This is a genomic window from Streptomyces sp. NPDC053750 (assembly GCF_044544295.1).
GTDB lineage: Bacteria > Actinomycetota > Actinomycetes > Streptomycetales > Streptomycetaceae > Streptomyces.
In genome coordinates, this window is the sequence record NZ_JBITXB010000002.1 from 521827 (window position 1) to 547772 (window position 25946).

The window sequence follows — 25946 nt, forward strand, 5'->3', positions numbered from 1 at the left end:
GGAGGACCGCGGTATGCACACGATGACTGCCCCGACTGCCGCCGACCTGACGCGCTCCCGCGACGGACAGGGCGACTTCCTGCTCCCGCCGCCCAACCCCGACGAACGCGTCCCCTGCCGCATCGACCCGGTCGACCTGCGCCGCCTGGACCTGCTCGCCCTCCTCACCGCGGCGGGCATCGCGCCCTCCGCCGGGGACCGTGCCGCCATCGACCGGCTCAGCGAGCTCCCCGGCAGCGTGCACGCGGCACTGCACCGGTGGCTGGAGCAGGCGTACGGTTTCTGCCGGTGAGGCGGGCTCAGAAGTCGACGGGGTCCCGGATCAGCGGGCAGGTCATGCAGTGCCCCCCGCCGCGACCCCGGCCCAGCTCCGCGCCCACGATGGTGACGACCTCGATGCGGGCCTCGCGCAGCAGCGCGTTGGTCAGGGTGTTGCGGTCATAGGTGAACACCACCCCGGGTTCCACCGCGACGGCGTTGTTGCCGCTGTCCCACTGCTGGCGTTCGGAGGCGTAGGCGTCGCCGCCCGTCTCCACCACCCGCAGCGAGGACAGCCCGAGTGCCTTGGCGACGACGTCGACGAAGGGGGTCGTACCCTCGTCGACGATGTCGAAGCCGGGCGCCCGGTCGCCGGGGCGCAGGGAGAAGGTGTGCACCCCGTCCATGATCCGGGGATAGAGCGTGACCACGTCGCGGTCGGCGAAGGTGAAGACCGTGTCCAGGTGCATGGCGGACCGCAGCTTCGGCATCCCGGCGACGACGACGTGCTGCGCGGCGCCGCTGCGGAACAATGCGGCGGCGACCTGGGTGACGGCCTGCCGGGAGGTGCGCTCGCTCATGCCCATGAGGACCACACCGTTGCCCACCGGCATGATGTCGCCGCCCTCGAAGGTGGCCTGCCCCCAGTCGAGTTCGGGGTCGCCCCACCACACCGTCGACCCCTTGAAGTCGGGGTGGAAGGTGTAGATCGCCTTCATCAGCAGCGTCTCGTCGTGCCGCGCGGGCCAGTACAGCGGGTTGAGGGTGAGCCCGCCGTAGAGCCAGCAGGTGGTGTCACGGGTGTACAGGGTGTTGGGCAACGGCGGCATCAGGTACTCGCGGGCGCCGGTGGACTCGCGGGCGAGCGCGAGATGGGGGGAGCGGAAGTCCTCGGGGAGATCACTCGTGGCGAGACCGCCGACGAGGTACTCGGATAGCTCGCGGGGCGACAGGGTCTCCAGGTAGGAGCGGGTCGCGTCGATGAGACCGATGCCGACCTGGTTGGCGGTGATCTTCCGGTCCAGCAGCCATGCCTTCGCCTCCGGGATCGCCATGATCTGCGCCAGCAGGTCGTGCAGCTCCACCACCTCCACCCCGCGCCGGCGCAGTTCGCCGACGAACGCGGCGTGGTCCCGCTGGGCGTTCTCCACCCACATCACGTCGTCGAAGAGCAGGTCGTCGGAGTTGGTGGGGGTGAGCCGCCGGTGCGCGAGACCCGGGGAACACACCAGGACCTTGCGCAGCCTGCCGACCTCGGAGTGGACGCCGAGCACGGGCTTCACGGTGCTTTCGTTACTGGTCACACGGCCTCCCTGAAGGATGCGGGACGAGGGGTGCTGTTCACAGGCTGATCCAGCCGGCCGCCAGGGCCACGAGGCCGAGGACCGCTCCGGCCACGGAGACGGCCAGGAGGACCAGTTCCCCGGGGGAGAACAGCCGTCTGCCCTGCTCGCGGCGGGCCATCACGAACAGGACGGTGGCAGGGGCGTAGAGGATGAAGGAGACCAGGACGAACTTGAGGCCGGCCGCGTACAGCAGGAAGGCGGTGTAGAGCGTGGCCACGACCGCGACGGCCAGCTCGCGCCGGGAGGTGCGGCCGCCCGCGGTGCGCGGGTCGTCCCGGCTGCCGATCCTGACCGCGAAGGCCGCCGCCAGCAGGTACGGGATCAGCGACAGGGCGCTGGTCAGGTCGAGCGCGAAGTTGAAGGCGTCGTCCGAGAAGCTGGTGACGATCAGCACCACCTGGGTGAGCAGCGAGGTCATCAGCAGGGCCGGCACGGGCACGTCGACGGCGTTGGCACGGCGCAGGAAGCGCGGCATGTCGTCGTCCTTGGCCGCGACGAAGAGCACCTCCGCCGCCATCAGCGTCCAGGCCAGATAGGCGCCCAGCACCGACACGATCAGGCCGACGCCGATGAACACCCTGCCCCAGGTCCCGACGGCCGACTCCAGCACGCCCGCCATCGACGGCTGCCGCAGCTCCGCGATCTCGGCCATCGGCATGATGCCGTACGACACGATGGTGACCGACGCGAAGACGGCGAAGACGCTGAGGAAGCCGAGCACGGTCGCCCGGCCCACGTCGGACCGGCGCCTCGCGTGCCGGGAGTAGACGCTGGCGCCCTCGACGCCGAGGAAGACGAACACGGTGGCCAGCATGGTGCCGCGCACCTGCGAGAACAGGGAGCCGGCGTAGTCCGCGCCGCGGAAGTTGTCCGCGAACACGTCCGGCCGGAAGTACACCAGGGCCAGGATGACGAAAATGAGGATGGGGACGAGCTTGGCGACCGTGACGATCTTGTTGATGGCGGTCGCTTCCTTCACGCCGCGCCGGATCATCCAGAAGAACGCCCACAGCCCGATCGAGGACAGGACGACCGCCAGTGCGGTGTCCCCGTCGCCGAGGCTCGGCCAGACCGAGCCGATGGTCGACATGATCAGGACCCAGTACGTCACGTTGCCCACGCAGGTGCTGGCCCAGTAGCCGAAGGCGGCGAAGAAGCCCAGGTACTCACCGAAACCCGCCTTGGCGTACGCGTACACACCGGCGTCGAGGTCCGGTCTGCGCACGGCGAGGGACTGGAAGACGAAGGCCAGCATCAGCATGCCCGTACCGGCGATCGCCCAGGCGACGAGCGCCCCCGCCACACCCGTCTCCGCGGCGAAACGCCCCGGCAGCGAGAACACCCCGGCGCCCACCATCGACCCGACGACCATGGCCGTCAGGGTGAAAAGCGGCAGCTTGGCGGTGGGCGGGGACTCCCCGTGCGTGTCGGAAGCAGCGGCCTGCGACATGCCGTCCCTCCGGGTCGCCGATCGATTGCGACCACTGTGCATCATGGGGCGGCTTCGGGCACCTTGCGCACGTTCATGGCCTACCGCCCTACAGATCCGCTTGCTCCGGATGCGTTCGCCTGTGCGGTGCGGGATGGTGCACGAGTCGGACACCTCACGAGTCGGACACATGAGGAAGGAACGGATCGATGAGGACAGGGATGTCGCAGGCCGGTACGCGCTCGCGTCGCCGTGCGGCCGTGCTCGCCGTGTGTGCCGTACTCGCCGGTGGGGCCCTGGTGTCCTGCGGTGACGACGGAGACGGCTCCGCCGAGTCGAGTCCCACCCCGACCGCTCCCGACACCTCACGCTTCTCCGGTTCGCCGCCGTCGGCCCTGGCCTCCGAGGCGGAGTCCAGAAAGGCCGAGGCGCGGGCCTCCGTCTCCGCGGCCGAGTCGTCGGCCTCCGCCGCGGCCTCGTCGTTCGAGGCGTCCGTCTCCGCCGAGACCGAGCGCGCCCGCGCAGAGGCCGAGAAACGGCTGAAGCAGGTGGACGGGCGGGGCAACGCGATCGACGACGTCTCCCTGACCGGCCTGCCGCTCTCCGAGACGAGCAACGTCCGCGCCCTCACCGTCAACATCACCAACAGCACCGACGAGACGGCCTCCTATGCCGTGCAGGTCGACTTCAGCGACTCCGACGGCAAGGTGGTGGAGACCCGGTTCGTCGGCGCCCAGGACCTGGCCCCCGGCGAGAAGGCGCACCCCCTCGCCATCAGCAGGAAGCCCCCGGAGCCCCGGCTGACCGCGAAGGTGGCCAAGGCCGAGCGGTACTGACCATGGGCGTAGGGGCCACTGACGTACCGACGGGCGCTCACTGACCGGTGCGCAGGTCGAAGCCACGCCGGGCGAGGGTGAGCACGCCCACGACGATCAGCGCCACGCCGAGCAGCTGCGGCACCACCCACCAGCCGGCACGTACGTCCTCGCGGTAGAGGACCACGCCGAGCAGGAGGCTCACCGCCGCGTCCCCCAGGGTGAGAGCGGGCTGGGAGGCGACGAGGGGGCCGCCCTGCATGGCGTGCTCCAGCAGGAGCACGGCGGCCACACCGGCCGCGGCGAACGCGTACGTCTGCCAGGTGGTCAGGAAGCCGGTCACTCCGTCCGTGTCCAGGACCCGCATGGAGTCCTTCATCAGACCGGCCGTCAGCGCGTAGCACACGGCGGTGGCCGCACCGAGACAACCGGCGCGGGCCTTGCCGACGGGGCGCCTGAGCCCGGCCGCGGCCAGCAGCACGGCCGCTCCCGCGCAGGCCACCAGCGCGAACACCCACCGATCCAAGGGCACGTCGGGCTCGCCGGCGTCCGGTGCGGCGGCCGCCAGCGCGACACCGAGTCCGACGACCACCGCGCCCACGGCGAGCCATAGGGCCCCGGGCAGACCCCGGCCGGTCATCAACGAGGCGAGCAGCAGGGCCAGGGGAAGCTCCAGCACGAACAGCGGCTGGACGAGCGACATCGGCCCCGTCGCCAGCGCCACCGCCTGGCCCACCCCGGCGACGACGACGGCCAGCATGCCGCCGATCCACACCGGCCGCCGCAGCAGGTCGAGGACGAGCCCCGGGCGGAAGCCCTGGGACTGCGGCACCGTCAACGCGGCACGCCGCTGGAGCACCGTGGCCAGCGCGTTGCTGAACGCGGCGAGGAGTGCGAAGAGCACCGGCAGCACAACACCCATCCACCGATCCTCACCCGGTTTCGCCCCGCCCGCGCGCCGTTCGTCAGCTGTCGCTCGGCGCGGCCGCCGGCGCCTGCGGCGCGGTGTCCTGCTTCCGCTCCGCCGTGTCGGAGGCGGTGTAGTAGACCGAGGTGCCCTGCTTGGAGCGCTGGGCCTGGTTCTTGGCGACCAGCCCTTCGAGCGTGGTGCGGACGACCGTGGGCTTGATGGTGCGTCCGGAGTGGGCCGCACCGAGGGCCGTGGCGACCTCGGCGGCGGAGCGCGGCTCACTCTGTCCGGCGAGGTGGTTGCGGACGAGCTCGACCAGCGTGGGCTGGGCGGCCTGCTTCCCCGATGCCTTCGCGGCCGGCTTGGCGGGTGACTTGGTGCTCGGCTTGGCGGGCGATTCGGCAGCCGGCTTGGTGGTCGGCCCGGCAGGCGACTTGGCAGGTGACTTGGCTGCGGACTTCGAGGCGGGCTTCGTGCTCGACTTCGTGGCCGCGGCGCGCTTGGACGTGGTGGCGGACTTCCTGCCGCGCGTCCGTCCGGCGGACGCCGGCTTCGTGGCGGTGGCACCCTCACGGGGGGCGGGCACGGTGGCCGTCCCACCCACGGCGGCGGGCTCCGGCGCGCTCGTCGGCCGGTCCGGCGCGGAGGCGATGCCGAGCGCCTGCTGCATGTTCACCAGCAGGGCGTGGTCGTGCTGCAACGCGGCCAGTTGCTGCTGCAGTGCGGTGATCTCCGCGCTGACACGTTCCTGCTCCTTGACGTTGCGCTCCAGGTCGTCGGTGACCTGGACGCTGTACTGCGACGCGAGTTCGGTGGCGGCCTGCATCGTGTTCTCGGACATGGTGGTGACTCTCCTCGATTCGCGGGCCGTGAAGGCACGGGAGGAATGGCGGGACATGGTCTGTTTCCGTGTTGGCTGCCGGGCCGGTATACCACGTTCGGCCGTCAGCGTGGTATGCGCCGCCCGTTCCTCGTGCGGGTGTTCGGAGTACGGATGCGCCGTGCTCACTCGCCCTCGGGCACCCCGACGATCTCGCGCATGGTCGTCCTCCCTCAGCGGGACGGGCCCGACTGCCTGCCACGCGGGGCCAGTCGGTCCACCTCTCGCGCGGCCTTGCGTGCCTGTCGCTCGGCCCGGGCCAGCGCGTCCGCGGCCGCCCTCCCGCCTTCCTCGGCCTCCCGCCGTGCCCGCTCGGCCCGACCGAGCTCCTCACGTGCCTGCCGCAGCCGCTGCTCGGCGGCGGACGCTTCCTCACGTGCTCGCTGATGTTCCTCGTACGCCTGCCGCAGTGACGCCTCGGCGTCCGCGTGCTCGGCGCGTCTGTCGTTCACCTGCCGCGCGGCCTCGTCCGCCACCTGCTCGGCCCGGGCGAGCTCCTCCTGACGTCTGCGGCGTCGCTCGGCGAGTTCGTCCTGAGGCCTGGTCCCCGCCGTGGGACCGGGGGAGTCCGGCCGGGGTGTGCGCTTGCGCGGCGCGGACTCGGCCGGGGCGGTGCCCGGAGGGAACTCCGACGGCGGGGTGAGCGAGTTCGTCAGACGTCCGCCGGCCCACTGGTCGGCCGCGTCGGGGTCCGCGAGGACCGCGCGCAAGGTGGACTCGACCTCCCGCTGCGCCGCTTCGGACAGCGGGTGCCCGGCCTCGCGGGCGAGTTGGGCGGCCTGTCCGGACAGGGCGGAGACGATGCGCCGGCGCTGCGCGGAGAGCTCCTTGAGTCCGGCGGCGTCCAGGGTGCGGTGGGCCTCGCGCAGCGCCTGGCCCAGCTCCAGGAAGCGTCGGCTCTCCTCCGGCCTCGAGTGCGTCAGCAGGTTGGCCGCCCAGGCGGCGAGCGTCGGCCGGCGCGCGGCGTGGATGCGGCGGGCGTCCTCCTTGCGCCCGGCCGTTCTGGTGGCCGCGGCGTGTTCCTCACGGCGGGAGACGAAGTCGGCGGGCGGCGCCGTGTAGAGCTCGTCGAGGACCGACTCGACCGGTCCCGCCTGGGCGCCGCCGGTCTCCCGGCGGTGCCCGCCCCTGCGCTGCATGGTCCCTCCGCCTCCACCTCCACCTCGCCCCGGGCCTGAGCCCACGCCTCCTGTCTACGGTCGCACCGGCCGCCCCGCGACCCGAGCGCGGCGCCACCTCCGCCGCGCAGGGCCCATTTGCCTAAAAGCTTTAGGCAAATGCATAATCGCTTCAGGTAACGGGAGGAAGAACGGGAGGACGGTCATGGTGCGCGTGGGACTGACCACGGAACGCCTGGTCCGGGCGGGCGCGGAACTGGCCGACGAGGTCGGCTTCGACCAGGTGACGGTCTCCGCGCTGGCCAGACGCTTCGACGTCAAGGTCGCGAGCCTGTACTCGCACGTACGCAACTCTCAGGACCTCAAGACCCGGATCGCCCTGCTCGCCCTCGCCGAGCTCGCCGACCGGGCCGCCGCGGCGCTGGCCGGACGGGCCGGCAAGGACGCCCTCGCCGCCTTCGCGGACGTCTACCGCGACTACGCCCGGGAACACCCCGGCCGCTACGCCGCGGCCCAGCTGCGGCTCGACCCGGAAACGGCGGCCGCGAGCGCGGGCGTCCGGCACGCGCAGATGACGCGGGCCGTCCTGCGCGGCTACGACCTGACCGAACCCGACCAGACCCACGCGGTCCGGCTGCTGGGCAGCGTCTTCCACGGCTACGTCAGCCTGGAGATGGGCGGCGGCTTCAGCCACAGCGCCCCCGACAGCCAGGAGACCTGGACGCGGATCGTGGACGCCCTCGACGCCCTGCTGCGCAACTGGCCCGCACGCTGACCCCCGCCCCGCGGACGCGGGCGCCGACAGCACCGGACAGACCGACACCACGGGACCAGCGGACCGCCGGAGAAGAACAACCGGAGAAGACATGCCCACCACGCACGACTGGATCACCACGCCGATCACCCGCGACCTCCTGCGGGGCGCCCTCGAGCTGGAGCGCACCGAGCACGGTGTGCTCCCGCACCGGCTGCCCGCCCGGGCCCGCGCCCAGTGCGCCGACGGACAGCTGGCCATGGTCGAGTCCCAGCCCTCCGGCGTCCGCCTGGCCCTCCGCACCCGGGCCACCGCCCTCGAACTGGACACCCTTCCCACCAAACGGGTCTACGTCGGCGCCCCGCCGCGCCCCGACGGCGTGTACGACCTGCTCGTCGACGGCCGCCCGGCGGGCCGGGGCAGTGTCGCGGGCGGCAAGACCCTGACCGTTGACATGACCACCGGCACGGCGGCCGTCGAGCCCGGACCGGTCGGCACCCTCCGCTTCGACGGGCTGCCCGAGGGCACCAAGAACATCGAGATCTGGCTGCCGCACAACGAGATCACCGAACTCGTCGCCCTGCGCACCGACGCCCCCGTCGAACCCGCCCCGGACCCGGGCCGCAGGATCTGGCTCCACCACGGCAGCTCGATCAGCCACGGCTCCGACGCCGCGAGCCCCACCACCACCTGGCCCGCGCTCGCGGCCTCCCTCGGCGGCGTCGAACTCGTCAACCTCGGCCTGGGCGGCAGTGCCCTGCTCGACCCGTTCACCGCGCGGGCCATGCGCGACACCCCCGCCGACCTGATCAGCGTCAAGGTCGGTATCAACGTGGTCAACGCCGACCTCATGCGCCTGCGCGCCTTCGGCCCCGCCGTGCACGGCTTCCTCGACACCATCCGCGACGGCCACCCCGACACCCCGCTGCTGGTCGTCTCGCCCATCCTGTGCCCCATCCACGAGGACACGCCCGGACCGAGCGCCCCCGACTTCTCCCGCCTCGCCGAGGGGCGGCTGGGCTTCCGGGCCCTGGGCGACCCGGCGGAACGCGCGAGCGGGAAACTGACCCTGAACGTCATCCGGGACGAGCTGGCCCGGATCGTCGCCCGGCGCGCGGCCGACGACCCCCACCTGCACCACCTCGACGGCCGTGACCTCTACGGCGAGGACGACTTCGCCGAGCTTCCCCTGCCCGACGACCTCCACCCGGACGCGGCCACCCACCGCCGCATGGGCGAACGCTTCGCCAAGCTCGCCTTCGCCGATCACGGCGCCTTCGCGGGCTGACGCCGCAGGGGCGGCACGGCGTACGCCGCCGTCAGGCCACGACGACCGCGGCGAAGCGCCGGGCGACCTCGCGCCAGACCGCACCGGCCGCGGGCTCGTCGCGGTCGGCGCGGCGACGGAGCTCCGCGGGGTCCAGCCCGAGCGCGCGCATCCGCTCCGGGTCCCACGACCGGACCCGGTCCGCGTCCGCCTCGGGGTGGAACTGCACCCCCCAGGCCCTCTCACCCACCCGGAACGCCTGGTACGGGCACCCCGCGCTCTCCATCAGCCAGGCGGCGCCCGGTGGCAGGGCGGTGACGGCGTCCACGTGGTGCTCCACCGCCGTCACCCGCTCGGGCAGCCCCCGGAAGAGCGGATCACCCCCGGCCTCGGGCCGCAGACTCAGCGGCGTACTGCCGAACTCGGGTGTGCCGTGGTCGGCCTGGACCGTACCGCCCGCGACCCGGGCGAGGAGCTGCCCGCCGAGACAGATCCCGAACACGGGGACCTCCCGCTCCAGCGCCTCGGCGACCAGCGCGCGGGTGGGCGCGAGCCAGGGCGCGCGGACGTCGTCGTCGGGCAGGTAGCCACCGCCCAGCACCATCACGCCCCGATGGGTCAGGCGCCGGGGGAGCGGTGCACCGGCGTACGCGTGCACCACGTCCAGCGACAGCCCGTCCGCGGCCAGCCAGTCACCGAACCGGCCCGGCCCGCCGCCCGGATGGTTCTGCACCACCAGCAGCCGCGACATCCGCCCACCCCCTGCTCCACACCGCCACTCGACGGACAACACCTCACTGCCCAGGAGGACGGGGAAAAACGCAGGCGCCGCCGGGCCGAGCAGGAGTACGGTCCCTCGCATGCCTGACGAAGACGGTTACTTCGGAGAAAGCGTCGCCGCGCACTACGACGACTCGACGGCGGACATGTTCGCGCCCGACGCGGTCGACCCCGCCGTCGACCTGCTGGCCGAACTGGCGGGCGGGGGACGGGCACTCGAGTTCGGTGTCGGCACCGGACGGATCGCGCTGCCGCTGACGGGCCGCGGAGTCCCGGTGCACGGCATCGACATGTCCCGGGCGATGACCTCCCGGCTGAGCGCCAAGCCGGGCGGCGAAGCCGTCGAGGTGACCATCGGCGACTTCGCGACGACCCGGGTGCCGGGCACGTTCACGGTGGCCTATCTCGTCTTCAACACCATCAACAACCTGACGACCCAGGACGCCCAGGTCGACTGCTTCCGCAACGCCGCCGCCCATCTGGAGCCCGGCGGCTGCTTCGTCATCGAGGTGGGCGTCCCGGAGCTGCGCCGCCTGCCCCCGGGGCAGAACGCCGTGCCGTTCCGCATCGGCCCGGACGGGTGGGCGTTCGACACCTACGACACCGTCACCCAGGCGATGAGCTCCAACTACGTCACCCTCGTGGACGGACGCGCCGAGTACGAGTACTACCCCTTCCGGTATGTGTGGCCCTCCGAGCTCGACCTGATGGCCCGGCTCGCCGGGATGCGGCTGCGCGACCGGTGGGAGGGGTGGACCCGGGAGCCGTTCACCCACGAGAGCCGCAGCCATGTCTCGGTCTGGGAGAAGCCCGCCGGCTGACCGGACCGGCCCGCTTCAGCGCCGCGCCATGTACAGGTCCAGAGCCTTGTGCAGCACCTTGTTGAGCGGATAGTCCCACTCACCGAGGTACTCGACGGCCTCGCCGCCCGCGCCGACCTTGAACCGGAGCAGGCCCAGCAGGTGGTTGTCCTCGTCCAGGGTGTCGGTGATTCCCCGGAAGTCGTAGACGGCCGCGCCGAGTTCATGGGCGTCGCACAGCATCCGCCACTGCAGGGCGTTGTTGGGCTGTACCTCGCGCCGGCGGCCGGTGGAGGCGCCGTAGGAGTACCAGACGTGCTCGCCGACGGTCAGCATCGTGGCCGCGGCGAGCACCTCGCCGTCGTGATGGGCGAGGTAGAGACGCATGCGGTCCGGGTCCTCGGCCGTCAGCGCGGTCCACATGCGCCGGAAGTACGCCAGTGGCCGCGGCACGAACCCGTCCCGTTCGGCGGTCTCGACGTAGAGCTCGTAGAACGCCGGCAGGTCCTCCTGGTCGCCCCGCACGACCTTGACGCCCGCCCTCTCGGCCTTCTTGATGTTGCGGCGCCACTGCTGGTTGAATCCGCCCTGGACGTCCTCCAGGGACCGTCCGGCGAGCGGGACCTGGCACACGTAGCGCGGCTGGCCGGCGGCGAAGCCGTCCTCGCCCCCGGGCTCGGTCCGCCGCCAGCCCATCCGGCGCAGCCGCTCGGCGACGCCGTCCGCCCCGGGCTCGCGCACCGTGGCCTCCACGTCCCCCAGGCGCCGGGCCGCCGGGTCGGCGATCGCCGCCTTGACCGTGTCGGCACTCCAGCGCCGCGCCACCACCGGCGGCCCCATCTTCACCGAGAACGCGCCCCGCTCCTTGAGGTGCGCGAGCATCGGCTCCAGCCACCGCTCCAGATCAGGGGCCGCCCAGTCGATGACGGGGCCCTCGGGCAGATAGGCCAGACACCGTTTCAGCTTCGGCCACGGCCGCAGCAGCACCAGGCCCGCCCCCACGAGGTCGCCGCCCTCGTCGAACCAGCCCAGGCTCTCGGCCCGCCAGTCCGGCTTCACGTCACCCCACGCGGGCGTCTGCAGATGGCTCACGGAGGGCCGGGCCGCGACGAAGCGCAGATGTTCCTCGCGGGTGATCGCCTTCAGGTGACAGGTCATGGGCGGTGCCCCTTTTGCTCGACTTTTGCTCGACTCCGTTCCTCACAGGGAATACCGACCGCGGTCGATCCGCGCGCTGTCGCCCCGTCCTTGCCCCGTGTGCTCCGCCCGGCGCGCGGGGCCGCGCGAGGAGTGCCAGCGTGGACGGAACGGGCGGGGCGCGCAGGACGGACGGAGTCGGCGGAGCAGACGGAGCGGACGGAGCGGAGCGCCATGGCACGGGCGATCTGGACAGGCGTGATCACGTTCGGGCTGGTCTCCGTGCCCGTGGGTCTGTTCACGGCGACGGAGGACCACACGGTCCACTTCCACCAGTTGCAGCGCGGCACCTCCGACCGCATCCGCAACCGGCGGGTCAACGAGCGCACCGGCGAGGAGGTCGACGCCGGTGACATCGTCAAGGGCTACGAGGTGGACGAGGGCGAGTACGTCGTCGTCGAGCCCGAGGAACTGGACGAGATCGCGCCGGGCCGCTCCCGCACCCTGGAGATCACCGACTTCGTCGACCTGGACCGGATCGCCCCCGTCTACTTCGGCCGCAGCTACTACGTCGCCCCGCGCGGCAAGGAGTACCTCAAGGTCTACGCACTGCTGCGCACCGCCCTCGCCGAGACGGGCAAGGTCGGCGTCGCCACCTTCGTGATGCGCAACAGGCAGTACCTGACCGCGCTGCGGGCCGAGGACCGGGTCCTGGTGCTCCAGACGCTGCACTGGGCCGACGAGGTCCGGGACCCGGTCGAGGAGCTGCCCGAACTGCCCTCGGCCCGTACGGGGCGCGGCAAGGAACTGGACATGGCCCTGCGTCTCGTCGACGCGCTCAGCGGCCCCTGGGAGCCCGACCGCTATCGCGACACCTACCAGGAGAAGGTCCGCGACCTGGTGCGGGCCAAGGCCGAGGGCGAGGAGATCGCCCTCGCCGAGGAGGCGCCCCGGGCCACCGACGTGGTCGACCTGATGGACGTGCTGCAGGGCAGCCTGGACCGGGCGAAGGCCGCCGCGCCCTCCCGCGACGCGCCGTCGACCCGTGCCGAGCTGCGGGAGCTGAGCAAGGCGGAACTGTACGAACGGGCCACCGAGCGGGACATCGCCGGACGCTCGAGGATGAGCCGCGACGAGCTCGTCGACGCCCTCGCCGGTGCCGACGAGCGCCGGAAGAAGTCGACGGCCGCCTGACGCGGCTCAGTGGGTGGCGAGCATGCCTTCCCGCAGACGGGCCAGCAGACGTGAGATCAGCCGGGACACATGCATCTGCGAGACACCGAGACGCTCACCGATGTCCTTCTGGGTGAGCTCCTCCACGAACCGCCAGTGGATGATCTGCCGGTCGCGTTCGTCGAGTTCGGCGATCATCGGGGCGAGCGAGTGGAAGTCGTCCACGAGCGCGAGGGTCGCGTCGTCGGCACCGATGAAGTCCGCCAGGGCCGACTCCCCGTCCTCGCTGCCGCCGATGGCGGCGTCCAGCGAGGCGGAGTTGTAGCCGTTGGCCGCCAGCCGCGCCTCGACGACCTCGTCCTCCGGCAGGCTCATCAGCTCGGACAGTTCCTTGGTGGTGGGGTTGCGGCCCAGCCGGCTGCGCAGTTCCTCGGTGGCCCGGGCCAGCTGGACACGGGCCTCCTGCAGACGCCGGGGCACGTGCACGGCCCAGGAGGTGTCACGGAAGAACCGCTTGATCTCGCCGACGATGTACGGCACGGCGAACGAGGTGAACTCGACCTCACGACTCAGCTCGAACCGGTCGATGGCCTTGATCAGGCCGATCATCCCGACCTGGACGATGTCCTCCATCTCCTCCGGGCCCCGGCTGCGGAACCGGCCGGCCGCGAAGCGGACCAGGGACATGTTCATCTCGATCAGGGTGTTGCGCGCGTACTGGTACTCGGCCGTACCCTCCTCCAGCACGGTCAGCTGCTCGAAGAACAGCTTCGACAACTCCCGCGCGTCCTTGGGAGCCACCTTGGAGGGGTCCGCAATCTCCGGCATGTCGGTGGCCTGCTCGGTGGTCTGCACGGTCGTCGTCGCCATGATGATGCCCTCCCTGTCGATCGCCCCCGTTGTCCGGCCGCCTGCCGGCCGACGACAGTCCGCCTACCCCGGTCCTGTCCTCGCATGCACGGCGATGCGGCCGGTACTGCCGACAGCAGTTTCCGACGCGGTGTCAGAGACCGAGGTAGAGGCGGATGCTGGTGCCCTCTTCGGCCGTGTGCACCCGCACCAGATCGGCCACGTAATGGACGAGCAGCAGGCCGCGCCCGCCGATCTGACCGCGCTCGGGGGGCCGGCGGCCGGCCAGCGGATCGCCGAGCCGGCCCGCGTCGCGGACCTCGCACACCACCTGCCCCGCCTCGGCCCAGACCGCCAGTGTCCCGTGACCGCCGCCGTGGACCACGCTGTTGGTGGTCAGTTCCGCCACCGCCAGTTCCAGGTCCTGCACCCGCCGTTCGGCCAGCCCGAGCGACACGGCCCGGCCGACTGCGAAGCGGCGCGCGTCCGGCAGTTCGGCGGCCCCGAAGGGGAGGACGTCGGCGTCCGGCGCGGGGCGCAGCGGCTCGTTGTAGCGGTCGACGACGGCCCGCCAGTCATAGGCGTCGCTGGCCCGCTCCTGGCCCCGGGCGATGACCGTCGGGTGGGTGACCAGGGCGTCGGCCAGGACGTCGGCGTCCAGCCGGGTCTCGTCGTACGGGCACAGGATGGTCGCGGACCGGCCCGCGAAGGCCGCGTTGATCAACGCCTCGTGCTGGGCGCAGGCCGGGTACTCCGTCGCGCTGCGCCCGGCCCAGATCGGCTCGCCGATGATGCGCACCCGTTCCTGCGCGTGCGCGTCGGCGAACGCCCGCAGGACGCCGGGGATGATCCGCCCCGGGTTGCGACCCGCCTCGGTCATGTCCAGGAAGAGGACGTCCTGCGCGTCCGCCGCCAGGCCCGCCCGGATCAGCTCCAGGTTGGGGGCGGGGACGGCCACCGCCACCGGCTCGCCGGCTGCCAGGCCCTCCCGCACGAACGTCACCGTCCGCGCGGCGTACTCCTGCTCCGAGGCGTAGAACAGCGCCGGATGGGCGAAGGCGCCCTCGGTGGTCACCGTGCTCATCGTGGCGTCACCTCGATCCGGCGCAGGGACGGCCAGAACAGCTCCAGCACCCGGGGCAACTGCGGCGGCGGCTGTTCCACCACCACCCGCCCCCCGGACAGGTTCATGGCCGTGACGGCGAGCGCCGTCACCCCGGCCACGTCGACGAACCGCACGCCGGACAGTTCCACGTAGGACACGTCCGTGTGCTGCCGGGACAGCTCGGTGAGGGCGTGCTCCCAGGACCTGCGGGTGGTCACGCCGATCTCTCCGCTGGCACGGATGCCGGGGCGGCCGGACAGCGGACCCACCTCCAGCACGGCACCGCTGCGCAGCCGGCCCGGGACGCCCCCGGGGCCTGTGGCATCCACACTCGGTCTCCTTCGGGAATCGGCCGGACGTCCGCACCACGGCCCGGCGCCGGGGCAGGGCCGCCTCTTCCGACCAGGCAGCCTATCGCGGCGCCCGGGGCCCCGCCGAGCCGATCCGGGGGCCGGTGGGGGGACAAACCGTGCGAGGCGGGCGCGAAGTGGGGAACACGACAGGGGAGTGCGTCCTGTCCTCGGAAAGGAAGACCGGTCATGTTTGAAGCAGAAAACATTCGTGAGTGGCGTGGCCATGACGTCGTCGACAACGAAGGCCGCAAGATCGGGACGCTGGAATCCGTCTACTTCGACACCGCCACCGACCGGCCCGCGTTCGCCACGGTGACGGTCGGTCTGCCGACCCGACGGCGTCTGGTGTTCGTACCGGTGGACAAGGCCACCGTGGGACCGGGCTATCTGAAGGTGACCTACGACCGGGGGCTGGTCAAGGACGCCCCCGGGATCGACCCCGACGGCGAACTCGCGGCCGAGGACGAAGGCGCGGTCTTCGCCCACTACCACCTGCCGTACGAGCAGGGCAGCCGCGGCGAACGCCGGCTCGGCCGCCGCTGAACCCGAACCGTCCCGCAAGATCACGGGGTCCGGCGCGAGGGTCGGCGTGCTCATCGGACGCCGAGGACGCCCCGCACGCCGACCGCACGGGCCCTCCGCGCCGTCCCCGACACGCGCGGCCTCCACGGCAGCGCCGACGGGGCCGGTCACGTCCTGCTCCTAGGCGAGCTCCGCGCCGCGCTCCGCGGCCTCCGTCTCGGAGGTGGCGCTGCCCGTCGCCAGCGTGCCTCCCGAGCTCTCCAGATGAGCCCGGACGAACCACTGGAACTGCTCCAGGTCCCTGAGCTGACCGATCAGGAGGTCCTCCGTCGCGGGGTCGATCTTGCCGGCCTCCTCGATGGCCGCGCGAAAGCCCTCGACGACGCCGGTGTACACGACGTCGAGCGCGCCCAGATGGGCGATGGCGTTGGCCCGGCCGATGGAGTAGTCGTTCCAGGGCCGCTCGGCCACCAGGGCACCGGGCGTGCCCTGCGCCACCCCGCCGAGGGCGGCGATGCGCTCGGCGACGTCGTCGGCCATCTCGCGCACCTGGTCGACCTGGGGGTCGATCATCTCGTGCACGGCGATGAAGTGCGGTCCCACGACGTTCCAGTGCACGTGCTTGAGCGTCAGATGCAGGTCGTTGAGGGCGTGCAGGCGCAGTCGCAGCACGCCGATCAGCTGTCCGGCGGCCTCGCGCTCGATGCCGGGGACCGTGTAGTTCGGGGTCAGGTCGTGCGTCATGGCGGCCTCAGCTCCTGATGTCTCGCGTACGTCCTTGCACGTGCTCGCATGCCCCGCTTCCGCGGCGGCAGACGTGCACGGCGTTGTGCCTGAGGAGGACGGGTCTCCGCCGAAGGGGTGAGTCAATCGTCCGGATGTCCTTCCGGCGCCGCTTTCCGGACCCTCCCCGGGAGCGACGCCGGTGCGGCGGCCCGCCGACAGCATGATGTGCATGACCACGACACCACTGCACCCGGTACCACGGCACCCCGCCCCCGCCCGCTGGGCGGTGCTGGCCGCGCACACCACCGCGCTCCTCACCCTGCCGACCGGGCTGTGGCGCGTCCTGCTGGCGGCCGGGCAGCCCGCCGGTTACACCGACGCGGGTTACGAGGCGATGGGCGTCACCGGCTGGACCGCGGTGTACGTGGTCGGCCTGAGCGTCGCGAGCGAGGCCCTCGCCCTGCTCACCCTCGGCCTGGTCCGGCCGTGGGGCGAGGTGGTCCCCCGGTGGATGCCGTGGATCGGCGGGCGCACGGTCCCGGTGATGGCGGCGGTCGTCCCGGCGGGCCTGGGCGCCGTGGCGCTGACCGCGCTGTGGACCCCGTTCGCCTGGTGGTGGAGCGTCCCCCACCCCGACATGACCCCGCTCGGCGACGCGCTCGTCGGCCTCGCCTACCTGCCCCTGGTCGCCTGGGGCCCGCTGCTGGGCGCCGTCACCTTCTCCTACCACCGCCGGCGCCGGCTCGCGGTGGCCGCCCGGTGAGGTCAGGAGGGCGGGGCCGGCAGCGGCGTCGCGCCGAGCGCACGCGCCGCGTGGACCAGGTTCGACGCCATGGCGCGGCCGGTCGAGGTCGACCAGTCGTGGCCGCGGTCGTCGTCGAGGAAGTCGGGGCCGGGTCCGGGGCCGAGGTGCCAGTACGTCCAGGCCTGGCCGGGAATGGTGTAGCCGATGTCCGCGAGCGCGCCGCTGATCTCGCTGATCACGTGGTGGGCGCCGTCCTCGTTCCCGGTGACCAGGACACCGGCGACCCGGTTGTAGGCGACCGGGCGGCCCTCGTCGTCGGTCTCGCCGAGCATGGCGTCCATGCGTTCCAGCACCCGCTGGGCGACCGAGGAGGGGCGGCCGAGCCAGGTGGGGGAGGCGATGATCAGGATCTGCGACGCCAACAGCATCTCGTGCACGCCCGGCCAGTCGTCGCCGTCGCCCATGTCGGTCTCCACCCCGGGTCTGAGGTTCAGGTCGACGGCCCGTACGACGTCCACCTCCGCCCCGTGGCCTTTCAGCGCCGCGATCACCGTGGCGGCGAGGGCCTCGGTGTTCGACGGCTGGGGGTAGGGCTTGAGGGTGCAGTTGACGACGAGTGCGCGCATGCCTACCGGTCTTCCCCGGACGACGGCTCGTGCCCGTCGGACCGGGACGCCGTTCACCCGCCCGGACGCGGGACGCGGGCGGGGATCCGCAACCAACGGTGATCACGCGAGCCCGGATGCGAGGATGAGGCCGCCATGACTGCAGGGTGGTGTACTCGCACGGTACGGGCCGCGGTGTTCGCGGCCCTCTGCGTGCTGCTCGCCGCCCTGGGCCACGTCCTGATGTCGGGAACCGCGGTGCCCTGGTGGGCCGTTGCGGCGGGCACGGTGGCGACGGGCACCGCCGCCTGGTGGCTCGCCGACCGCGAGCGCGGCCCCCTCGCCGTCGTCGGTGGCGCGGTCGCCGCGCAGACCGCACTGCACGTGACCTTCTCGCTCGCCCAGGCGACCCGACGGCCGCGGTCCGGCGCGGAGTCCTCGCTCGCCGGCCGATGGCTGGACGTCCTGCTGTGCCGGATGCCGTCGGGCGCGGGCGCCCCGACCGGGGCGGAGCAGGGCACGATGCCGATGCCCATGAGCACCGGCGACCACGGCGCCCACGCCCTGCACGCCCTGCACTCGCTGCGGGGCATGAACGGCATGGAACCCGTGGACCATGCCATGGGCGGCATGTCCTCGGCCGGCATGCTCACCGCTCACCTGGTGGCGGCGCTGGTGTGCGGACTCTGGCTCGCCCACGGCGAACGCGCCGCGTTCCGCATCGTGCGGGCCCTCGCCGCCCGGCTCGTCGCGCCGCTGCGCCTGCTGCTCAGGCTCCCCGTGCCGCCGCACCGGCCGCGCGTCCGGACCCGCCGAGCGGCCTCGGAGCGGGCCCCGCGCCGCCTGCTCCTCGCCCATGCGATCACTTCTCGGGGCCCGCCCGCGGGGGTCGCTGTCGCCTGACGACAGCAGGCTCCCCGAGGCCGCCGACGAACCCGCCGAGCTGTCCAGCCGCGCCGGGCGTCGCGCCTCGGGCAACGGTCGCGCGCTCCCGCGCCGGCCGCCCTCCCCGTCGCCGGTCCCCCTGTGCCGCCGGCCCGTCCCGCACGGGCTCGGACGACCCGGAGACCGGAACTCTGATTCCGAGAAGGACAGACACAGGTGATCACTCCTGCCCTGCCCCCGTCACGCCGACAGCCGGACAAGGACGCGAAGGAGGCGTCGATCACGGCCTGGGCGCTCGCCGCACGCACCGGCGACCCCGACGCCGTCGACCACTTCGTACGCGCCCTGCACCGGGACGTCCGCCATTACGTGATGTTCCTGGGCGTCGATCCGCAGAGCGCCGACGACCTGACCCAGGAGACCTTCCTGCGGGCCCTCGGCAGCCTGCACCGCTTCGAAGGACGCTCGTCGGCCCGCACGTGGCTGCTCGCCATCGCCCGCCGCGCGGTGGTCGACAGCATCCGCTACCACTCCTCCCGGCCGCGCGTGGCGGCCACGGACGACTGGGAGTCCGCCGCCGAGCGCACCCAGCCGCGCGGTCTGCCCGGCTTCGACGACGGCATCGCCCTCGCCGAACTGCTCGCCACGCTCCCCGACGAACGCCGCGAGGCGTTCGTCCTCACCCAACTGCTGGGGCTGCCCTACGCGGAGGCGGCCGACGTCAGCGCGTGCCCGATAGGGACGGTGCGTTCACGGGTGGCCCGCGCCCGCACGTCCCTGATCGAGTGGCTGAACGACGCCGAACGCCCCGTACCGGTGGCCGCCGCGGCGTGACGACGTGACCCGGTGAGCGCGGGGCCGGGGCCTTCACCGAGGGCCTCGGCCACCGCCGGCCGCATGACGGACGGATGCGTCGGTGCCGGGCAACTCCCGTTAGCCTCCCCGGAATGAACTCGACAACCGTGCGCGGCGCCACGATCGACTACGACGACTCCGGCCCCTCTACGGGGCTCCCGGTCCTCCTGCTCCACGGGCACCCCTTCAACCGCACCCTGTGGGCCCCGCAGGTGGCGGCACTGACGGCGGCCGGCCACCGGGTCGTCACCCCCGACCTGCGGGGCTACGGCCGCAGCACCGTCACCCCCGGCAAGGTCCTGCTCGCCGACTTCGCCGACGACCTCGCCGCCCTCCTGGACCACCTGGACATCGAGCGCGCGGTGGTCGGCGGCGTCTCCATGGGCGGGCAGATCGCCATGGAGGTCCAGCTGCGTCATCCCGGACGGGTACGGGCCCTCGTCCTGTCGGACACCTCGGCACCCGCCGAGACCGCCGAGGGCAAGGAGTTCCGCAACCGCCTGGCCGACCGGCTCCTCGCCGAGGGCATGGACGGTTACGCCCACGAGGTCATCGACAAGATGCTCGCCGCCTACAACGTCGCCGCGATGCCGGACGTGGCCGCCCGCGTCCTGGAGATGATGTGCGCCACCGACCCCCGCGGCGCCGCGGCGGCCCTGCGCGGCCGGGCCGAACGCCCCGACTACCGCGACGTCCTGGCCGCCGTCGGGGCACCCGTCCTGGTCGTCGTCGGCGCGGACGACGTCTACACCCCCGTGGCCCAGGCCGAGTCCCTTCACCGCCTCGTCCCGCACTCCACCCTGGCCGTCATCGAGAAGGCCGGTCATCTCCCCGGCGTCGAGCAACCGGAACGCTTCAACGCCGTGCTGCTGGAATTCCTTGCCGCGGGGGTGTGACGCAGGCGCGGGTCGCGCATGAACGTCGTACTCCGGCGTGCGGAGGGCGCACATGGTCATTGCATGAGCCCTGTACGCGCCCCCTCGGCAGTACGGACAATGCGCAGTGGCCGTGATCACGCGGCGGGAGACGCGGCGTCGTCCGACCGCCGCTTCCGGGGAAAGCAGGTCGATCGCCATGTTGTTGCGTCTGCCCACCACCGTGTCCGAAGCGCAGGAGTGCATGGCCGAGGGAGCCGTGCCCATCGGCGGGGCCACCCTGGTGTGGGCCACCTGGCAACGGGACGGCTTCCCCGAACTGGCCATGTCGCTGCGCAACCTGCCGGAGGCGAACGCGGTCGAGCCCGAGGCACTCGGCTCCGCCGTGGTGCTGCACCGGATAGACGACCGCGTCCCGGAGGTGCTGCGCCGGGCGGCGGGCTCGGTCGGAACCGGCGCCGTACGCCGGACCGCCACGGTCGGCGGCAACCTCGTCGGCAGCAGCCTGCGCTGCCTGCTGCCCGCGGCCCTCGTCCTGGACGCCCGGGCCACCGTGCTGGGGCCGGACCGGGCCTACGAGACCGACCTGGGCGAGGTCGTGGCGAAGCGTCATCTGCTGCTCGGTCTGAGCTGGCGCACCCCGGCGGCCAGCGGCTACCACAAGCAGCCCGCCGAGGCCGGCGGACCGCCGCCCCTGGTCGTGGCCACCGCCGTGCACGCGGACGACGAGGGCCGGCACCACCTGCGGGTCGCCGTCCGCGACGGCTACGAGGTGCTCGGCGAGACCACGGCGTGCGACATGGACACCGGCGAGGTGCTCGACGCGCTGGAGCGTACGGATGTCGGCGCGCTGCCTCCCGCGGCGCGGGACGTGGTGCGGCGGCGGGTCACCGACATCCTCGGTTCGGTCACCGGACGCTGACGCTCCGACCGCCGACTGCCGCCCGTCGGCCGCCGCGCGGCTCGGGTCAGCCGGTGGCGAGCGCCTTGACCCGGTCCAGTGTTCCGTTGAACCGGTCGTGGTCCCCGACGGTCGGCCCGGTCGACGTGTACTGCCACATCGTGTGGAAGTCCCACCCGGCCGGCAGGGGCCCGACCGTCGAGGCGTACCGGGCGATCCACAACGGGTTGGTGGCACCGAAACCGCTGTAGTTCCCGGTGCACTGGATCCACCAGTTGGTGGAGGTGTAGATGGCGGCGTGGCGGCCGGTGCGGGCCTTGTACTGGTCCAGGAAGTCGCGGATCCAGCCGACCATCTGACTCGCCGTCTTGCCGTAGCAGGTCTCCCCGTACGGGTTGTACTCGATGTCGAGCACGCCCGGCAGCGTCCTGCCGTCCTTCGACCAGGCCCCGCCGTGGTCGACGAAGTAGTCCGCCTGGGCGGCGCCGCCGGCGCCGTCCGGGATGGCGAAGTGGTAGGCGCCGCGGATCATGCCGATGTCGTACGAACCGTTGTACTGCTGGGTGTAGTTCGGATTGCGGTAGGACGTGCCCTCGGTGGCCTTCACATAGGCCCACTTGACGCCGCTGTTCCAGAGGGTCGACCACGTGACGTCGCCCTGATGGCTCGAAACGTCCACCCCCTCCGTCTGGGTGGTGGCCCGGCTGTCGGCGGGCTGTCCCTGGATGCCCTCGTGGGCCAGGACACCCATGCCCATGTGGGCGGAACCGCGGGCCGGAGCGCGGCCCGCGTCGTCGGCCGACGCGGGGACCGCGGCCAGGGTCAGCACGAGTGACTGGGCGGCGAGGAGGACGCCCGACGCGAGCAGGCGTGAGTGGCTCGAAGCCACGGCTATGGGTTTGCGCATGTCACCCATAGCATCCGCTGTCACGCCCCACCGCATCCCAGCGGCCCCCAGACGGTGTGGCCACATCTGCCACCCGTGGCGCGGCGCGCCCCGCCTCCCGCTTTTTTTGAACGCGTTCAAACTTGGGATAGGCTCGCGCCCAAGAGGGGCCAAGTGGCGGGGTGCAGGGCGGGGAAGAGCGGAGTGGAAGAGCCGATGAAGATCGTGATCCCGGGGGGAACCGGGCAGGTGGGTACGGTCCTGAAGCGCGCGTGGACCGCTGCCGGCCATGACGTCGTGGTGCTCACCCGGCGGCCGGTGCGGCACGGCGAGGTCCACTGGGACGGCGCGACGCCGGGGGAGTGGGTCGAGGAGATCGACGGCAGCGACGTGATCGTCAACCTGGCCGGCCGCAGCGTGAACTGCCGCTACACGCCCACCAATCTGCGGGCCATGATGGACTCGCGCGTGCACTCCGCCCGCGCCGTCGGCGAGGCGATCGCGGCAGCCGCCCAACCACCCCGGGTCTGGCTGCAGATGAGCACCGCCACCCTCTACGCCCACCGCTTCGACGCGCCCCACGACGAGGCCACCGGCGTGATCGGCGGAACCGAACCCGACGTGCCGGCCTACTGGTCGTACAGCATCGACATCGCCAAGGCCTGGGAGCGCGAGCAGGAGCGGGCCGACACTCCGCACACCCGCAAGGTGGCCCTGCGCTCCGCCATGGTGATGAGCCCGGACCGCGGAGGTGTCCTCGACGTCCTGCTGTGGATGGCACGACTGGGGCTCGGCGGCCCGGTCGGGGGCGGTGCGCAGTACGTCTCCTGGATCCACGACCTGGACTTCGTCCGCGCGGTCGACTTCCTCGTCGCGCACGACGACATGACCGGTCCCGTCAACCTTGCCGCGCCGGCACCGCTTCCCCAGCGCGCCTTCATGCGCGCCCTGCGCAAGGCGTACGGCATGCCGGTCGGCCTGCCCGCGACGCGGTGGATGGCCGAACTCGGCGCCGTCGTCCTGCGCTCCGACACCGAACTGCTCCTCAAGAGCCGCCGCGTCGTCCCCGGCCGGCTGCTCGAAGCGGGGTTCGTCTTCGACCGTCCCGAGTGGCCGGGGGCCGCCGCCGACCTCGTACGGCGAGTGCGCGAGGGCCGGCGAGCCGGGCGGCGCGGCGCCCGCACCGGCCCCCGGAGCCGGCGCGCGGTCACCGAGGGATCGGCACCGCCTGTCCCGTGACCCGCGTGCGCGGGTCGTCCGGTGACACGTCGATCAGCAGGTCGCTGGGGCGGCCCATGTCCTCGCCCTGGCGGATCGCGATGGTGGCGGGGCGGGTGACCAGGCCCAGCTCGCGGAGGTACCCGCCGAACGCCGCGGCCGCCGCCCCGGTGGCCGGGTCCTCGACGACGCCGCCGACGGGGAACGGGTTGCGGGCGTGGAAGCGCTCCGGCGACTCGCGCCACACCAGGTCCACCGTCGTCCAGTCGTGGCGCCGCATCACCTCGGCCAGTGCGTCGAAGTCGTAGTCGAGATCGGCCAGTCGGGCCCGGGACGCCGCGGCGAGCACCAGGTGGTCGTTGCCGCCGAACGCCACGTGCGGAGGCAGGGCGGGGTCCAGGTCGGCGGCGGTCCAGCCGAGCGCCCTCAGCGTCGCGTCGAGTTCCGCGGCGCGTGCCGGGCGGGAACGCGCCGGCACGCTGGTGAGGGTGGCCCGTACGGCACCGGCGTCGTCGGCCGTGGTGGACACGGGGATCTCGCCGGCGGGCGTGTCCAGGACGATCTCGCCGGGCCCCAGTCGCTCGGCGAGGGCCACGGCCAGCGCGACCGTGGCGTGCCCGCAGAACGCGACCTCGGCCAGCGGGCTGAAGTAGCGGACCCGAAACCGCCGCGAGGCCGCGTCGCCACCGGTGACGAAGGCGGTCTCGGAGTACCCCACCTCGGCGGCGATCGCCCGCATCGCCGCGCCGTCGAGCCCGGAGGCGTCGAGGACCACGCCGGCCGGATTGCCGCCCGCGGGGTCGTGGGTGAAGGCGGAGTAGCGCAGGATCCTGGACTCGGGCAGCGTCTCGGAACGGTCTTCCACGTCGCTCGTTCCCGTCACGTCGATGGTCATGGGCTCCACGCTGCCATCCGGCACCGATCGTGTCCAACGATGGACAGCGATCCCTACCATCGGAAAACAGCATGGCAACCGCATAGCCTGGCCCGGTGGACACCCGACTGCTGACGACCTTCACCACGCTCGCCCGCACGGGCGGCTTCACCGCTGCCGCCGCCGAACTGCACCTGGCCCAATCCACGGTCACCGTGCACATCCGCACCCTGGAACGCGACCTCGGCGTCCGGCTCTTCGACCGCCTGCCCACCGGCGCGCTGCTCACCGACACCGGCCGTCGGCTCCTGGAGCGGGCCGAGGAGGTGCTCGACGCCGAGGCCCGGCTGCGGGCCGGGTGCGACGCCACCGGTGCCGTGGCGGGGCGGGTGGTGGTCGGCAGCCCGGAGTCACTGTGCGCGAGCCGCCTGCCCGGTGTGATCGCCGCCCTGCGCACCAGCCACCCCGAGGTGGACGTCCACCTGTACGCGGCGGGGACCGCGGCCTGCGTGGAGGGACTGCGCTCCGGACGCCTCGACCTGGCGCTGCTGCTGGAGGAGGAGACGGAGTTCCCCGACGTGACGGTCGAACCGGTCGCCCGCGAGCCGCTCGCCCTCGTCGCCGCGCCCCAGCACCCCCTCGCCGCGCGCAGCCGCGCCGCCACCTGGGCGGAGCTGGCCGAGGAGAGCTTCTTCCTGCTGGAGGAGGGCTGCTCCTACAGCGACGCGCTGGCGCGGCGGTTGCTCGACGTGCCGGGCGGGCGGCCGCGGCTGACCCGGTTCGGCAGCGTGGACGCGGCGCGCAACTGCGTGGCGGCCGGACTGGGGCTGACCCTGCTGCCGCTGACCACGGTGAGGGAGGAGCTGGACCGGGGACGGCTGGCCCGGGTCGGTGGGCCGCGCTTCCCCGACGTGGCGGTACGGCTGGCCCGGCACCGGCGACGGTGGGCGGCACCCGCTGCGCGCGAGGTCGCGCAGGCACTTGTCCGGTACCTGGGGAACTGAGCGGCAGGGCAGCGGGCGGCGGGCGCCCGCGGGGGTCAGGCGTCGCCCTCCACGGAGGCGCGCAGCCGGGCGCTGGCCATGCGCATGTGCTCGGCCATCGCCCGGTCCGCGGCCTCCGGGTCGCGGTCCCGGATCGCCTGGAGCACCGCGTCGTGCTCGCACAGCGTGCCGCCGACCGTGCCCTCGATGTCGCTCACGCGCTCCATCCAGACCTGGAGCAGCGCCCGAATGCTGTGGAGGATGTCGCTGAGCACGGTGTTGCGCGCGATGCGGGCCGTCTCCAGGTGGAAGGCGATGTCGGCGTCGATGAACGCCGTGACGTCGCCGCCCGCGTCGCGCATGTGCTGAAGGTGCTCCTCCAGCCGTGCCACGTCCGCGTCGGTCGCGCGCTCCGCCGCGAGCCGGGCCGAGACGCCTTCCATGTAGGTGCGCACCTCGACGAGGTCCTGGGTGCGCCGCTGGCCCAGCATCAGCCCCCAGTTGATCGCCCGGGGCAGGAACTCCGAGGTGCCCTCGCGCACGTAGGAGCCGGAGCCCGGGCGGATCTCGATGATCCCGAGGACGTCCAGCGCGGAGAGCGCGCCGCGCACACTGGACCGGGCGACACCGAGGGCCTCGGCCAGCTGGCGCTCGGCGGGCAGCCGCGTGCCGGGCCGGATGTCGCCGGCCGAGAGGTGGTCGAGAAGCCGCTTGGCGACCTCGCTGACGGACGACTCGCGCACCACCGGGCGCAGCAGCTGCGCGAGGTCGGGCGCGGCGGCGGGGCTCTGCTGATCAGGCTGACTGGTCACGGTCACCAGTCAACCAGACACCGTACTCAGGTGACTGACCAGGCAGTTCACCTTTTCCAGGGGCGCGGTTTGTCAAGAGTGCGGC

The 25946-nt window shown here is 72.7% G+C and carries 29 protein-coding genes; 14 read left to right on the forward strand and 15 right to left on the reverse strand.

All coding sequences use genetic code 11. The features are described 5' to 3' along the window. Positions 1 to 13 precede the first annotated feature (13 nt). Positions 14 to 292: a hypothetical protein gene (locus ACIGO6_RS07830; protein ID WP_399872785.1), complete on the forward strand. Its 279-nt coding sequence runs from the start codon at positions 14 to 16 to the stop codon at positions 290 to 292. 7 nt (positions 293 to 299) lie between these two features. On the opposite strand, the gene ACIGO6_RS07835 is transcribed toward ACIGO6_RS07830, so the two are convergent. Further along, the gene (locus ACIGO6_RS07835) at positions 300 to 1562 is read right to left on the reverse strand and encodes an arginine deiminase (RefSeq protein WP_399872787.1); all 1263 of its coding nucleotides are present in this window, start codon (positions 1560 to 1562) and stop codon (positions 300 to 302) included. Between the two features lie 37 nt (positions 1563 to 1599). Next, on the reverse strand, positions 1600 to 3054 hold the full coding sequence (locus ACIGO6_RS07840; protein WP_399872788.1) for a basic amino acid/polyamine antiporter: 1455 nt from the start codon (positions 3052 to 3054) through the stop codon (positions 1600 to 1602). Positions 3055 to 3242: 188 nt separating this feature from the next. On the opposite strand from ACIGO6_RS07840, the gene ACIGO6_RS07845 reads away from it, so the two are divergent. Beyond that, on the forward strand, positions 3243 to 3869 hold the full coding sequence (locus tag ACIGO6_RS07845; protein WP_399872789.1) for an FxLYD domain-containing protein: 627 nt from the start codon (positions 3243 to 3245) through the stop codon (positions 3867 to 3869). Between the two features lie 37 nt (positions 3870 to 3906). Here ACIGO6_RS07845 and ACIGO6_RS07850 read toward each other — a convergent pair whose 3' ends face one another. The 3 genes from ACIGO6_RS07850 to ACIGO6_RS07860 form a co-directional block, all read right to left on the reverse strand. Next, positions 3907 to 4770 (reverse strand): DMT family transporter, encoded by an 864-nt coding sequence (locus ACIGO6_RS07850; protein ID WP_399872790.1) that lies wholly within the window; start codon positions 4768 to 4770, stop codon positions 3907 to 3909. Between the two features lie 43 nt (positions 4771 to 4813). Further along, complete coding sequence (locus ACIGO6_RS07855) at positions 4814 to 5599, reverse strand: hypothetical protein (protein WP_399872792.1); 786 nt, start codon at positions 5597 to 5599, stop codon at positions 4814 to 4816. Positions 5600 to 5811: 212 nt separating this feature from the next. Then, positions 5812 to 6777 carry a hypothetical protein gene (locus tag ACIGO6_RS07860; protein ID WP_399872794.1) on the reverse strand — a complete coding sequence of 322 codons (966 nt, stop codon included), beginning with the start codon at positions 6775 to 6777 and terminating at the stop codon, positions 5812 to 5814. Positions 6778 to 6961: 184 nt separating this feature from the next. On the opposite strand from ACIGO6_RS07860, the gene ACIGO6_RS07865 reads away from it, so the two are divergent. Beyond that, complete coding sequence (locus ACIGO6_RS07865; RefSeq protein ID WP_399872797.1) at positions 6962 to 7531, forward strand: TetR/AcrR family transcriptional regulator; 570 nt, start codon at positions 6962 to 6964, stop codon at positions 7529 to 7531. A gap of 91 nt (positions 7532 to 7622) precedes the next feature. Then, positions 7623 to 8798, forward strand: coding sequence for a GDSL-type esterase/lipase family protein (locus ACIGO6_RS07870; protein WP_399872798.1), 1176 nt, complete (start codon positions 7623 to 7625; stop codon positions 8796 to 8798). A 31-nt stretch (positions 8799 to 8829) separates the two neighbouring features. Here the strand turns inward: ACIGO6_RS07870 and ACIGO6_RS07875 are convergent, their stop codons facing one another. Then, positions 8830 to 9528, reverse strand: a complete 699-nt coding sequence (locus ACIGO6_RS07875; protein ID WP_399872801.1) for a type 1 glutamine amidotransferase — start codon at positions 9526 to 9528, stop codon at positions 8830 to 8832. 109 nt (positions 9529 to 9637) lie between these two features. Here ACIGO6_RS07875 and ACIGO6_RS07880 point away from each other — a divergent pair, with 109 nt between their 5' ends. Continuing rightward, positions 9638 to 10378 carry a class I SAM-dependent DNA methyltransferase gene (locus ACIGO6_RS07880; RefSeq protein ID WP_399872803.1) on the forward strand — a complete coding sequence of 247 codons (741 nt, stop codon included), beginning with the start codon at positions 9638 to 9640 and terminating at the stop codon, positions 10376 to 10378. 15 nt (positions 10379 to 10393) lie between these two features. Here the strand turns inward: ACIGO6_RS07880 and ACIGO6_RS07885 are convergent, their stop codons facing one another. Continuing rightward, on the reverse strand, positions 10394 to 11515 hold the full coding sequence (locus ACIGO6_RS07885) for a lipid II:glycine glycyltransferase FemX (RefSeq protein WP_399872805.1): 1122 nt from the start codon (positions 11513 to 11515) through the stop codon (positions 10394 to 10396). A 213-nt stretch (positions 11516 to 11728) separates the two neighbouring features. On the opposite strand from ACIGO6_RS07885, the gene ACIGO6_RS07890 reads away from it, so the two are divergent. Next, on the forward strand, positions 11729 to 12688 hold the full coding sequence (locus ACIGO6_RS07890; RefSeq protein WP_399872808.1) for a Ku protein: 960 nt from the start codon (positions 11729 to 11731) through the stop codon (positions 12686 to 12688). A gap of 6 nt (positions 12689 to 12694) precedes the next feature. Here ACIGO6_RS07890 and ACIGO6_RS07895 read toward each other — a convergent pair whose 3' ends face one another. From ACIGO6_RS07895 to ACIGO6_RS07905, 3 genes are all read right to left on the reverse strand, one after another. After that, on the reverse strand, positions 12695 to 13537 hold the full coding sequence (locus tag ACIGO6_RS07895; RefSeq protein WP_399872810.1) for an RNA polymerase sigma factor SigF: 843 nt from the start codon (positions 13535 to 13537) through the stop codon (positions 12695 to 12697). Between the two features lie 133 nt (positions 13538 to 13670). Then, the gene (locus ACIGO6_RS07900) at positions 13671 to 14600 is read right to left on the reverse strand and encodes an anti-sigma factor RsbA family regulatory protein (RefSeq protein ID WP_399872811.1); all 930 of its coding nucleotides are present in this window, start codon (positions 14598 to 14600) and stop codon (positions 13671 to 13673) included. Next, positions 14597 to 14950, reverse strand: coding sequence for an STAS domain-containing protein (locus ACIGO6_RS07905; RefSeq protein WP_399872814.1), 354 nt, complete (start codon positions 14948 to 14950; stop codon positions 14597 to 14599). The genes ACIGO6_RS07900 and ACIGO6_RS07905 overlap by 4 nt, the downstream gene beginning before the upstream one ends. Positions 14951 to 15160: 210 nt before the next feature. Between ACIGO6_RS07905 and ACIGO6_RS07910 the strand changes: the two genes are divergently transcribed. Continuing rightward, on the forward strand, positions 15161 to 15517 hold the full coding sequence (locus ACIGO6_RS07910) for a PRC-barrel domain-containing protein (protein WP_399872816.1): 357 nt from the start codon (positions 15161 to 15163) through the stop codon (positions 15515 to 15517). Between the two features lie 159 nt (positions 15518 to 15676). On the opposite strand, the gene ACIGO6_RS07915 is transcribed toward ACIGO6_RS07910, so the two are convergent. After that, positions 15677 to 16240, reverse strand: coding sequence for a Dps family protein (locus ACIGO6_RS07915; RefSeq protein WP_399872818.1), 564 nt, complete (start codon positions 16238 to 16240; stop codon positions 15677 to 15679). A 211-nt stretch (positions 16241 to 16451) separates the two neighbouring features. Between ACIGO6_RS07915 and ACIGO6_RS07920 the strand changes: the two genes are divergently transcribed. Next, on the forward strand, positions 16452 to 16985 hold the full coding sequence (locus ACIGO6_RS07920) for a hypothetical protein (RefSeq protein WP_399872820.1): 534 nt from the start codon (positions 16452 to 16454) through the stop codon (positions 16983 to 16985). Positions 16986 to 16987: 2 nt separating this feature from the next. Here the strand turns inward: ACIGO6_RS07920 and ACIGO6_RS07925 are convergent, their stop codons facing one another. After that, the gene (locus tag ACIGO6_RS07925) at positions 16988 to 17593 is read right to left on the reverse strand and encodes a flavodoxin family protein (RefSeq protein WP_399872823.1); all 606 of its coding nucleotides are present in this window, start codon (positions 17591 to 17593) and stop codon (positions 16988 to 16990) included. Positions 17594 to 17728: 135 nt separating this feature from the next. Here ACIGO6_RS07925 and ACIGO6_RS07930 point away from each other — a divergent pair, with 135 nt between their 5' ends. From ACIGO6_RS07930 to ACIGO6_RS07945, 4 genes are all read left to right on the forward strand, one after another. Beyond that, a complete protein-coding gene (locus tag ACIGO6_RS07930) occupies positions 17729 to 18475 on the forward strand; it encodes a hypothetical protein (protein ID WP_399872826.1) in 747 nt (248 codons plus the stop codon). Positions 18476 to 18673: 198 nt separating this feature from the next. Beyond that, positions 18674 to 19291 carry a sigma-70 family RNA polymerase sigma factor gene (locus ACIGO6_RS07935; RefSeq protein ID WP_399872829.1) on the forward strand — a complete coding sequence of 206 codons (618 nt, stop codon included), beginning with the start codon at positions 18674 to 18676 and terminating at the stop codon, positions 19289 to 19291. Between the two features lie 113 nt (positions 19292 to 19404). Continuing rightward, complete coding sequence (locus ACIGO6_RS07940; RefSeq protein ID WP_399872832.1) at positions 19405 to 20208, forward strand: alpha/beta fold hydrolase; 804 nt, start codon at positions 19405 to 19407, stop codon at positions 20206 to 20208. A gap of 178 nt (positions 20209 to 20386) precedes the next feature. Further along, complete coding sequence (locus tag ACIGO6_RS07945; protein ID WP_399872834.1) at positions 20387 to 21109, forward strand: FAD binding domain-containing protein; 723 nt, start codon at positions 20387 to 20389, stop codon at positions 21107 to 21109. Positions 21110 to 21155: 46 nt separating this feature from the next. On the opposite strand, the gene ACIGO6_RS07950 is transcribed toward ACIGO6_RS07945, so the two are convergent. Next, a complete protein-coding gene (locus ACIGO6_RS07950) occupies positions 21156 to 21995 on the reverse strand; it encodes a lysozyme (RefSeq protein WP_399872837.1) in 840 nt (279 codons plus the stop codon). A 195-nt stretch (positions 21996 to 22190) separates the two neighbouring features. Here ACIGO6_RS07950 and ACIGO6_RS07955 point away from each other — a divergent pair, with 195 nt between their 5' ends. Further along, positions 22191 to 23213, forward strand: coding sequence for a TIGR01777 family oxidoreductase (locus ACIGO6_RS07955; RefSeq protein WP_399872840.1), 1023 nt, complete (start codon positions 22191 to 22193; stop codon positions 23211 to 23213). On the opposite strand, the gene ACIGO6_RS07960 is transcribed toward ACIGO6_RS07955, so the two are convergent. Further along, positions 23182 to 24087: a PhzF family phenazine biosynthesis isomerase gene (locus ACIGO6_RS07960; protein ID WP_399872842.1), complete on the reverse strand. Its 906-nt coding sequence runs from the start codon at positions 24085 to 24087 to the stop codon at positions 23182 to 23184. The genes ACIGO6_RS07955 and ACIGO6_RS07960 overlap by 32 nt on opposite strands. 95 nt (positions 24088 to 24182) lie before the next feature. Between ACIGO6_RS07960 and ACIGO6_RS07965 the strand changes: the two genes are divergently transcribed. Next, positions 24183 to 25070 (forward strand): LysR family transcriptional regulator, encoded by an 888-nt coding sequence (locus ACIGO6_RS07965; protein WP_399872844.1) that lies wholly within the window; start codon positions 24183 to 24185, stop codon positions 25068 to 25070. 35 nt (positions 25071 to 25105) lie between these two features. Here the strand turns inward: ACIGO6_RS07965 and ACIGO6_RS07970 are convergent, their stop codons facing one another. Beyond that, entirely contained in the window at positions 25106 to 25867 is a 762-nt protein-coding gene (locus ACIGO6_RS07970) for a FadR/GntR family transcriptional regulator (protein WP_399872847.1), read from the reverse strand. Positions 25868 to 25946 lie beyond the last annotated feature (79 nt).

What these genes read in the sequence shown, in the direction of transcription:
- ACIGO6_RS07830 (WP_399872785.1), top strand. Translation starts at nt 14, where the DNA reads ATGCACACGATGACTGCCCCGACTGCCGCCGACCTGACGCGCTCCCGC.
- ACIGO6_RS07840 (WP_399872788.1), bottom strand. Translation starts at nt 3,054, where the DNA reads ATGTCGCAGGCCGCTGCTTCCGACACGCACGGGGAGTCCCCGCCCACC.
- ACIGO6_RS07845 (WP_399872789.1), top strand. Translation starts at nt 3,243, where the DNA reads ATGAGGACAGGGATGTCGCAGGCCGGTACGCGCTCGCGTCGCCGTGCG.
- ACIGO6_RS07850 (WP_399872790.1), bottom strand. Translation starts at nt 4,770, where the DNA reads ATGGGTGTTGTGCTGCCGGTGCTCTTCGCACTCCTCGCCGCGTTCAGC.
- ACIGO6_RS07855 (WP_399872792.1), bottom strand. Translation starts at nt 5,599, where the DNA reads ATGTCCGAGAACACGATGCAGGCCGCCACCGAACTCGCGTCGCAGTAC.
- ACIGO6_RS07860 (WP_399872794.1), bottom strand. Translation starts at nt 6,777, where the DNA reads ATGCAGCGCAGGGGCGGGCACCGCCGGGAGACCGGCGGCGCCCAGGCG.
- ACIGO6_RS07865 (WP_399872797.1), top strand. Translation starts at nt 6,962, where the DNA reads ATGGTGCGCGTGGGACTGACCACGGAACGCCTGGTCCGGGCGGGCGCG.
- ACIGO6_RS07870 (WP_399872798.1), top strand. Translation starts at nt 7,623, where the DNA reads ATGCCCACCACGCACGACTGGATCACCACGCCGATCACCCGCGACCTC.
- ACIGO6_RS07875 (WP_399872801.1), bottom strand. Translation starts at nt 9,528, where the DNA reads ATGTCGCGGCTGCTGGTGGTGCAGAACCATCCGGGCGGCGGGCCGGGC.
- ACIGO6_RS07880 (WP_399872803.1), top strand. Translation starts at nt 9,638, where the DNA reads ATGCCTGACGAAGACGGTTACTTCGGAGAAAGCGTCGCCGCGCACTAC.
- ACIGO6_RS07885 (WP_399872805.1), bottom strand. Translation starts at nt 11,515, where the DNA reads ATGACCTGTCACCTGAAGGCGATCACCCGCGAGGAACATCTGCGCTTC.
- ACIGO6_RS07890 (WP_399872808.1), top strand. Translation starts at nt 11,729, where the DNA reads ATGGCACGGGCGATCTGGACAGGCGTGATCACGTTCGGGCTGGTCTCC.
- ACIGO6_RS07895 (WP_399872810.1), bottom strand. Translation starts at nt 13,537, where the DNA reads ATGGCGACGACGACCGTGCAGACCACCGAGCAGGCCACCGACATGCCG.
- ACIGO6_RS07900 (WP_399872811.1), bottom strand. Translation starts at nt 14,600, where the DNA reads ATGAGCACGGTGACCACCGAGGGCGCCTTCGCCCATCCGGCGCTGTTC.
- ACIGO6_RS07910 (WP_399872816.1), top strand. Translation starts at nt 15,161, where the DNA reads ATGTTTGAAGCAGAAAACATTCGTGAGTGGCGTGGCCATGACGTCGTC.
- ACIGO6_RS07915 (WP_399872818.1), bottom strand. Translation starts at nt 16,240, where the DNA reads ATGACGCACGACCTGACCCCGAACTACACGGTCCCCGGCATCGAGCGC.
- ACIGO6_RS07920 (WP_399872820.1), top strand. Translation starts at nt 16,452, where the DNA reads ATGACCACGACACCACTGCACCCGGTACCACGGCACCCCGCCCCCGCC.
- ACIGO6_RS07925 (WP_399872823.1), bottom strand. Translation starts at nt 17,593, where the DNA reads ATGCGCGCACTCGTCGTCAACTGCACCCTCAAGCCCTACCCCCAGCCG.
- ACIGO6_RS07930 (WP_399872826.1), top strand. Translation starts at nt 17,729, where the DNA reads ATGACTGCAGGGTGGTGTACTCGCACGGTACGGGCCGCGGTGTTCGCG.
- ACIGO6_RS07940 (WP_399872832.1), top strand. Translation starts at nt 19,405, where the DNA reads ATGAACTCGACAACCGTGCGCGGCGCCACGATCGACTACGACGACTCC.
- ACIGO6_RS07945 (WP_399872834.1), top strand. Translation starts at nt 20,387, where the DNA reads ATGTTGTTGCGTCTGCCCACCACCGTGTCCGAAGCGCAGGAGTGCATG.
- ACIGO6_RS07950 (WP_399872837.1), bottom strand. Translation starts at nt 21,995, where the DNA reads ATGCGCAAACCCATAGCCGTGGCTTCGAGCCACTCACGCCTGCTCGCG.
- ACIGO6_RS07955 (WP_399872840.1), top strand. Translation starts at nt 22,191, where the DNA reads ATGAAGATCGTGATCCCGGGGGGAACCGGGCAGGTGGGTACGGTCCTG.
- ACIGO6_RS07960 (WP_399872842.1), bottom strand. Translation starts at nt 24,087, where the DNA reads ATGACCATCGACGTGACGGGAACGAGCGACGTGGAAGACCGTTCCGAG.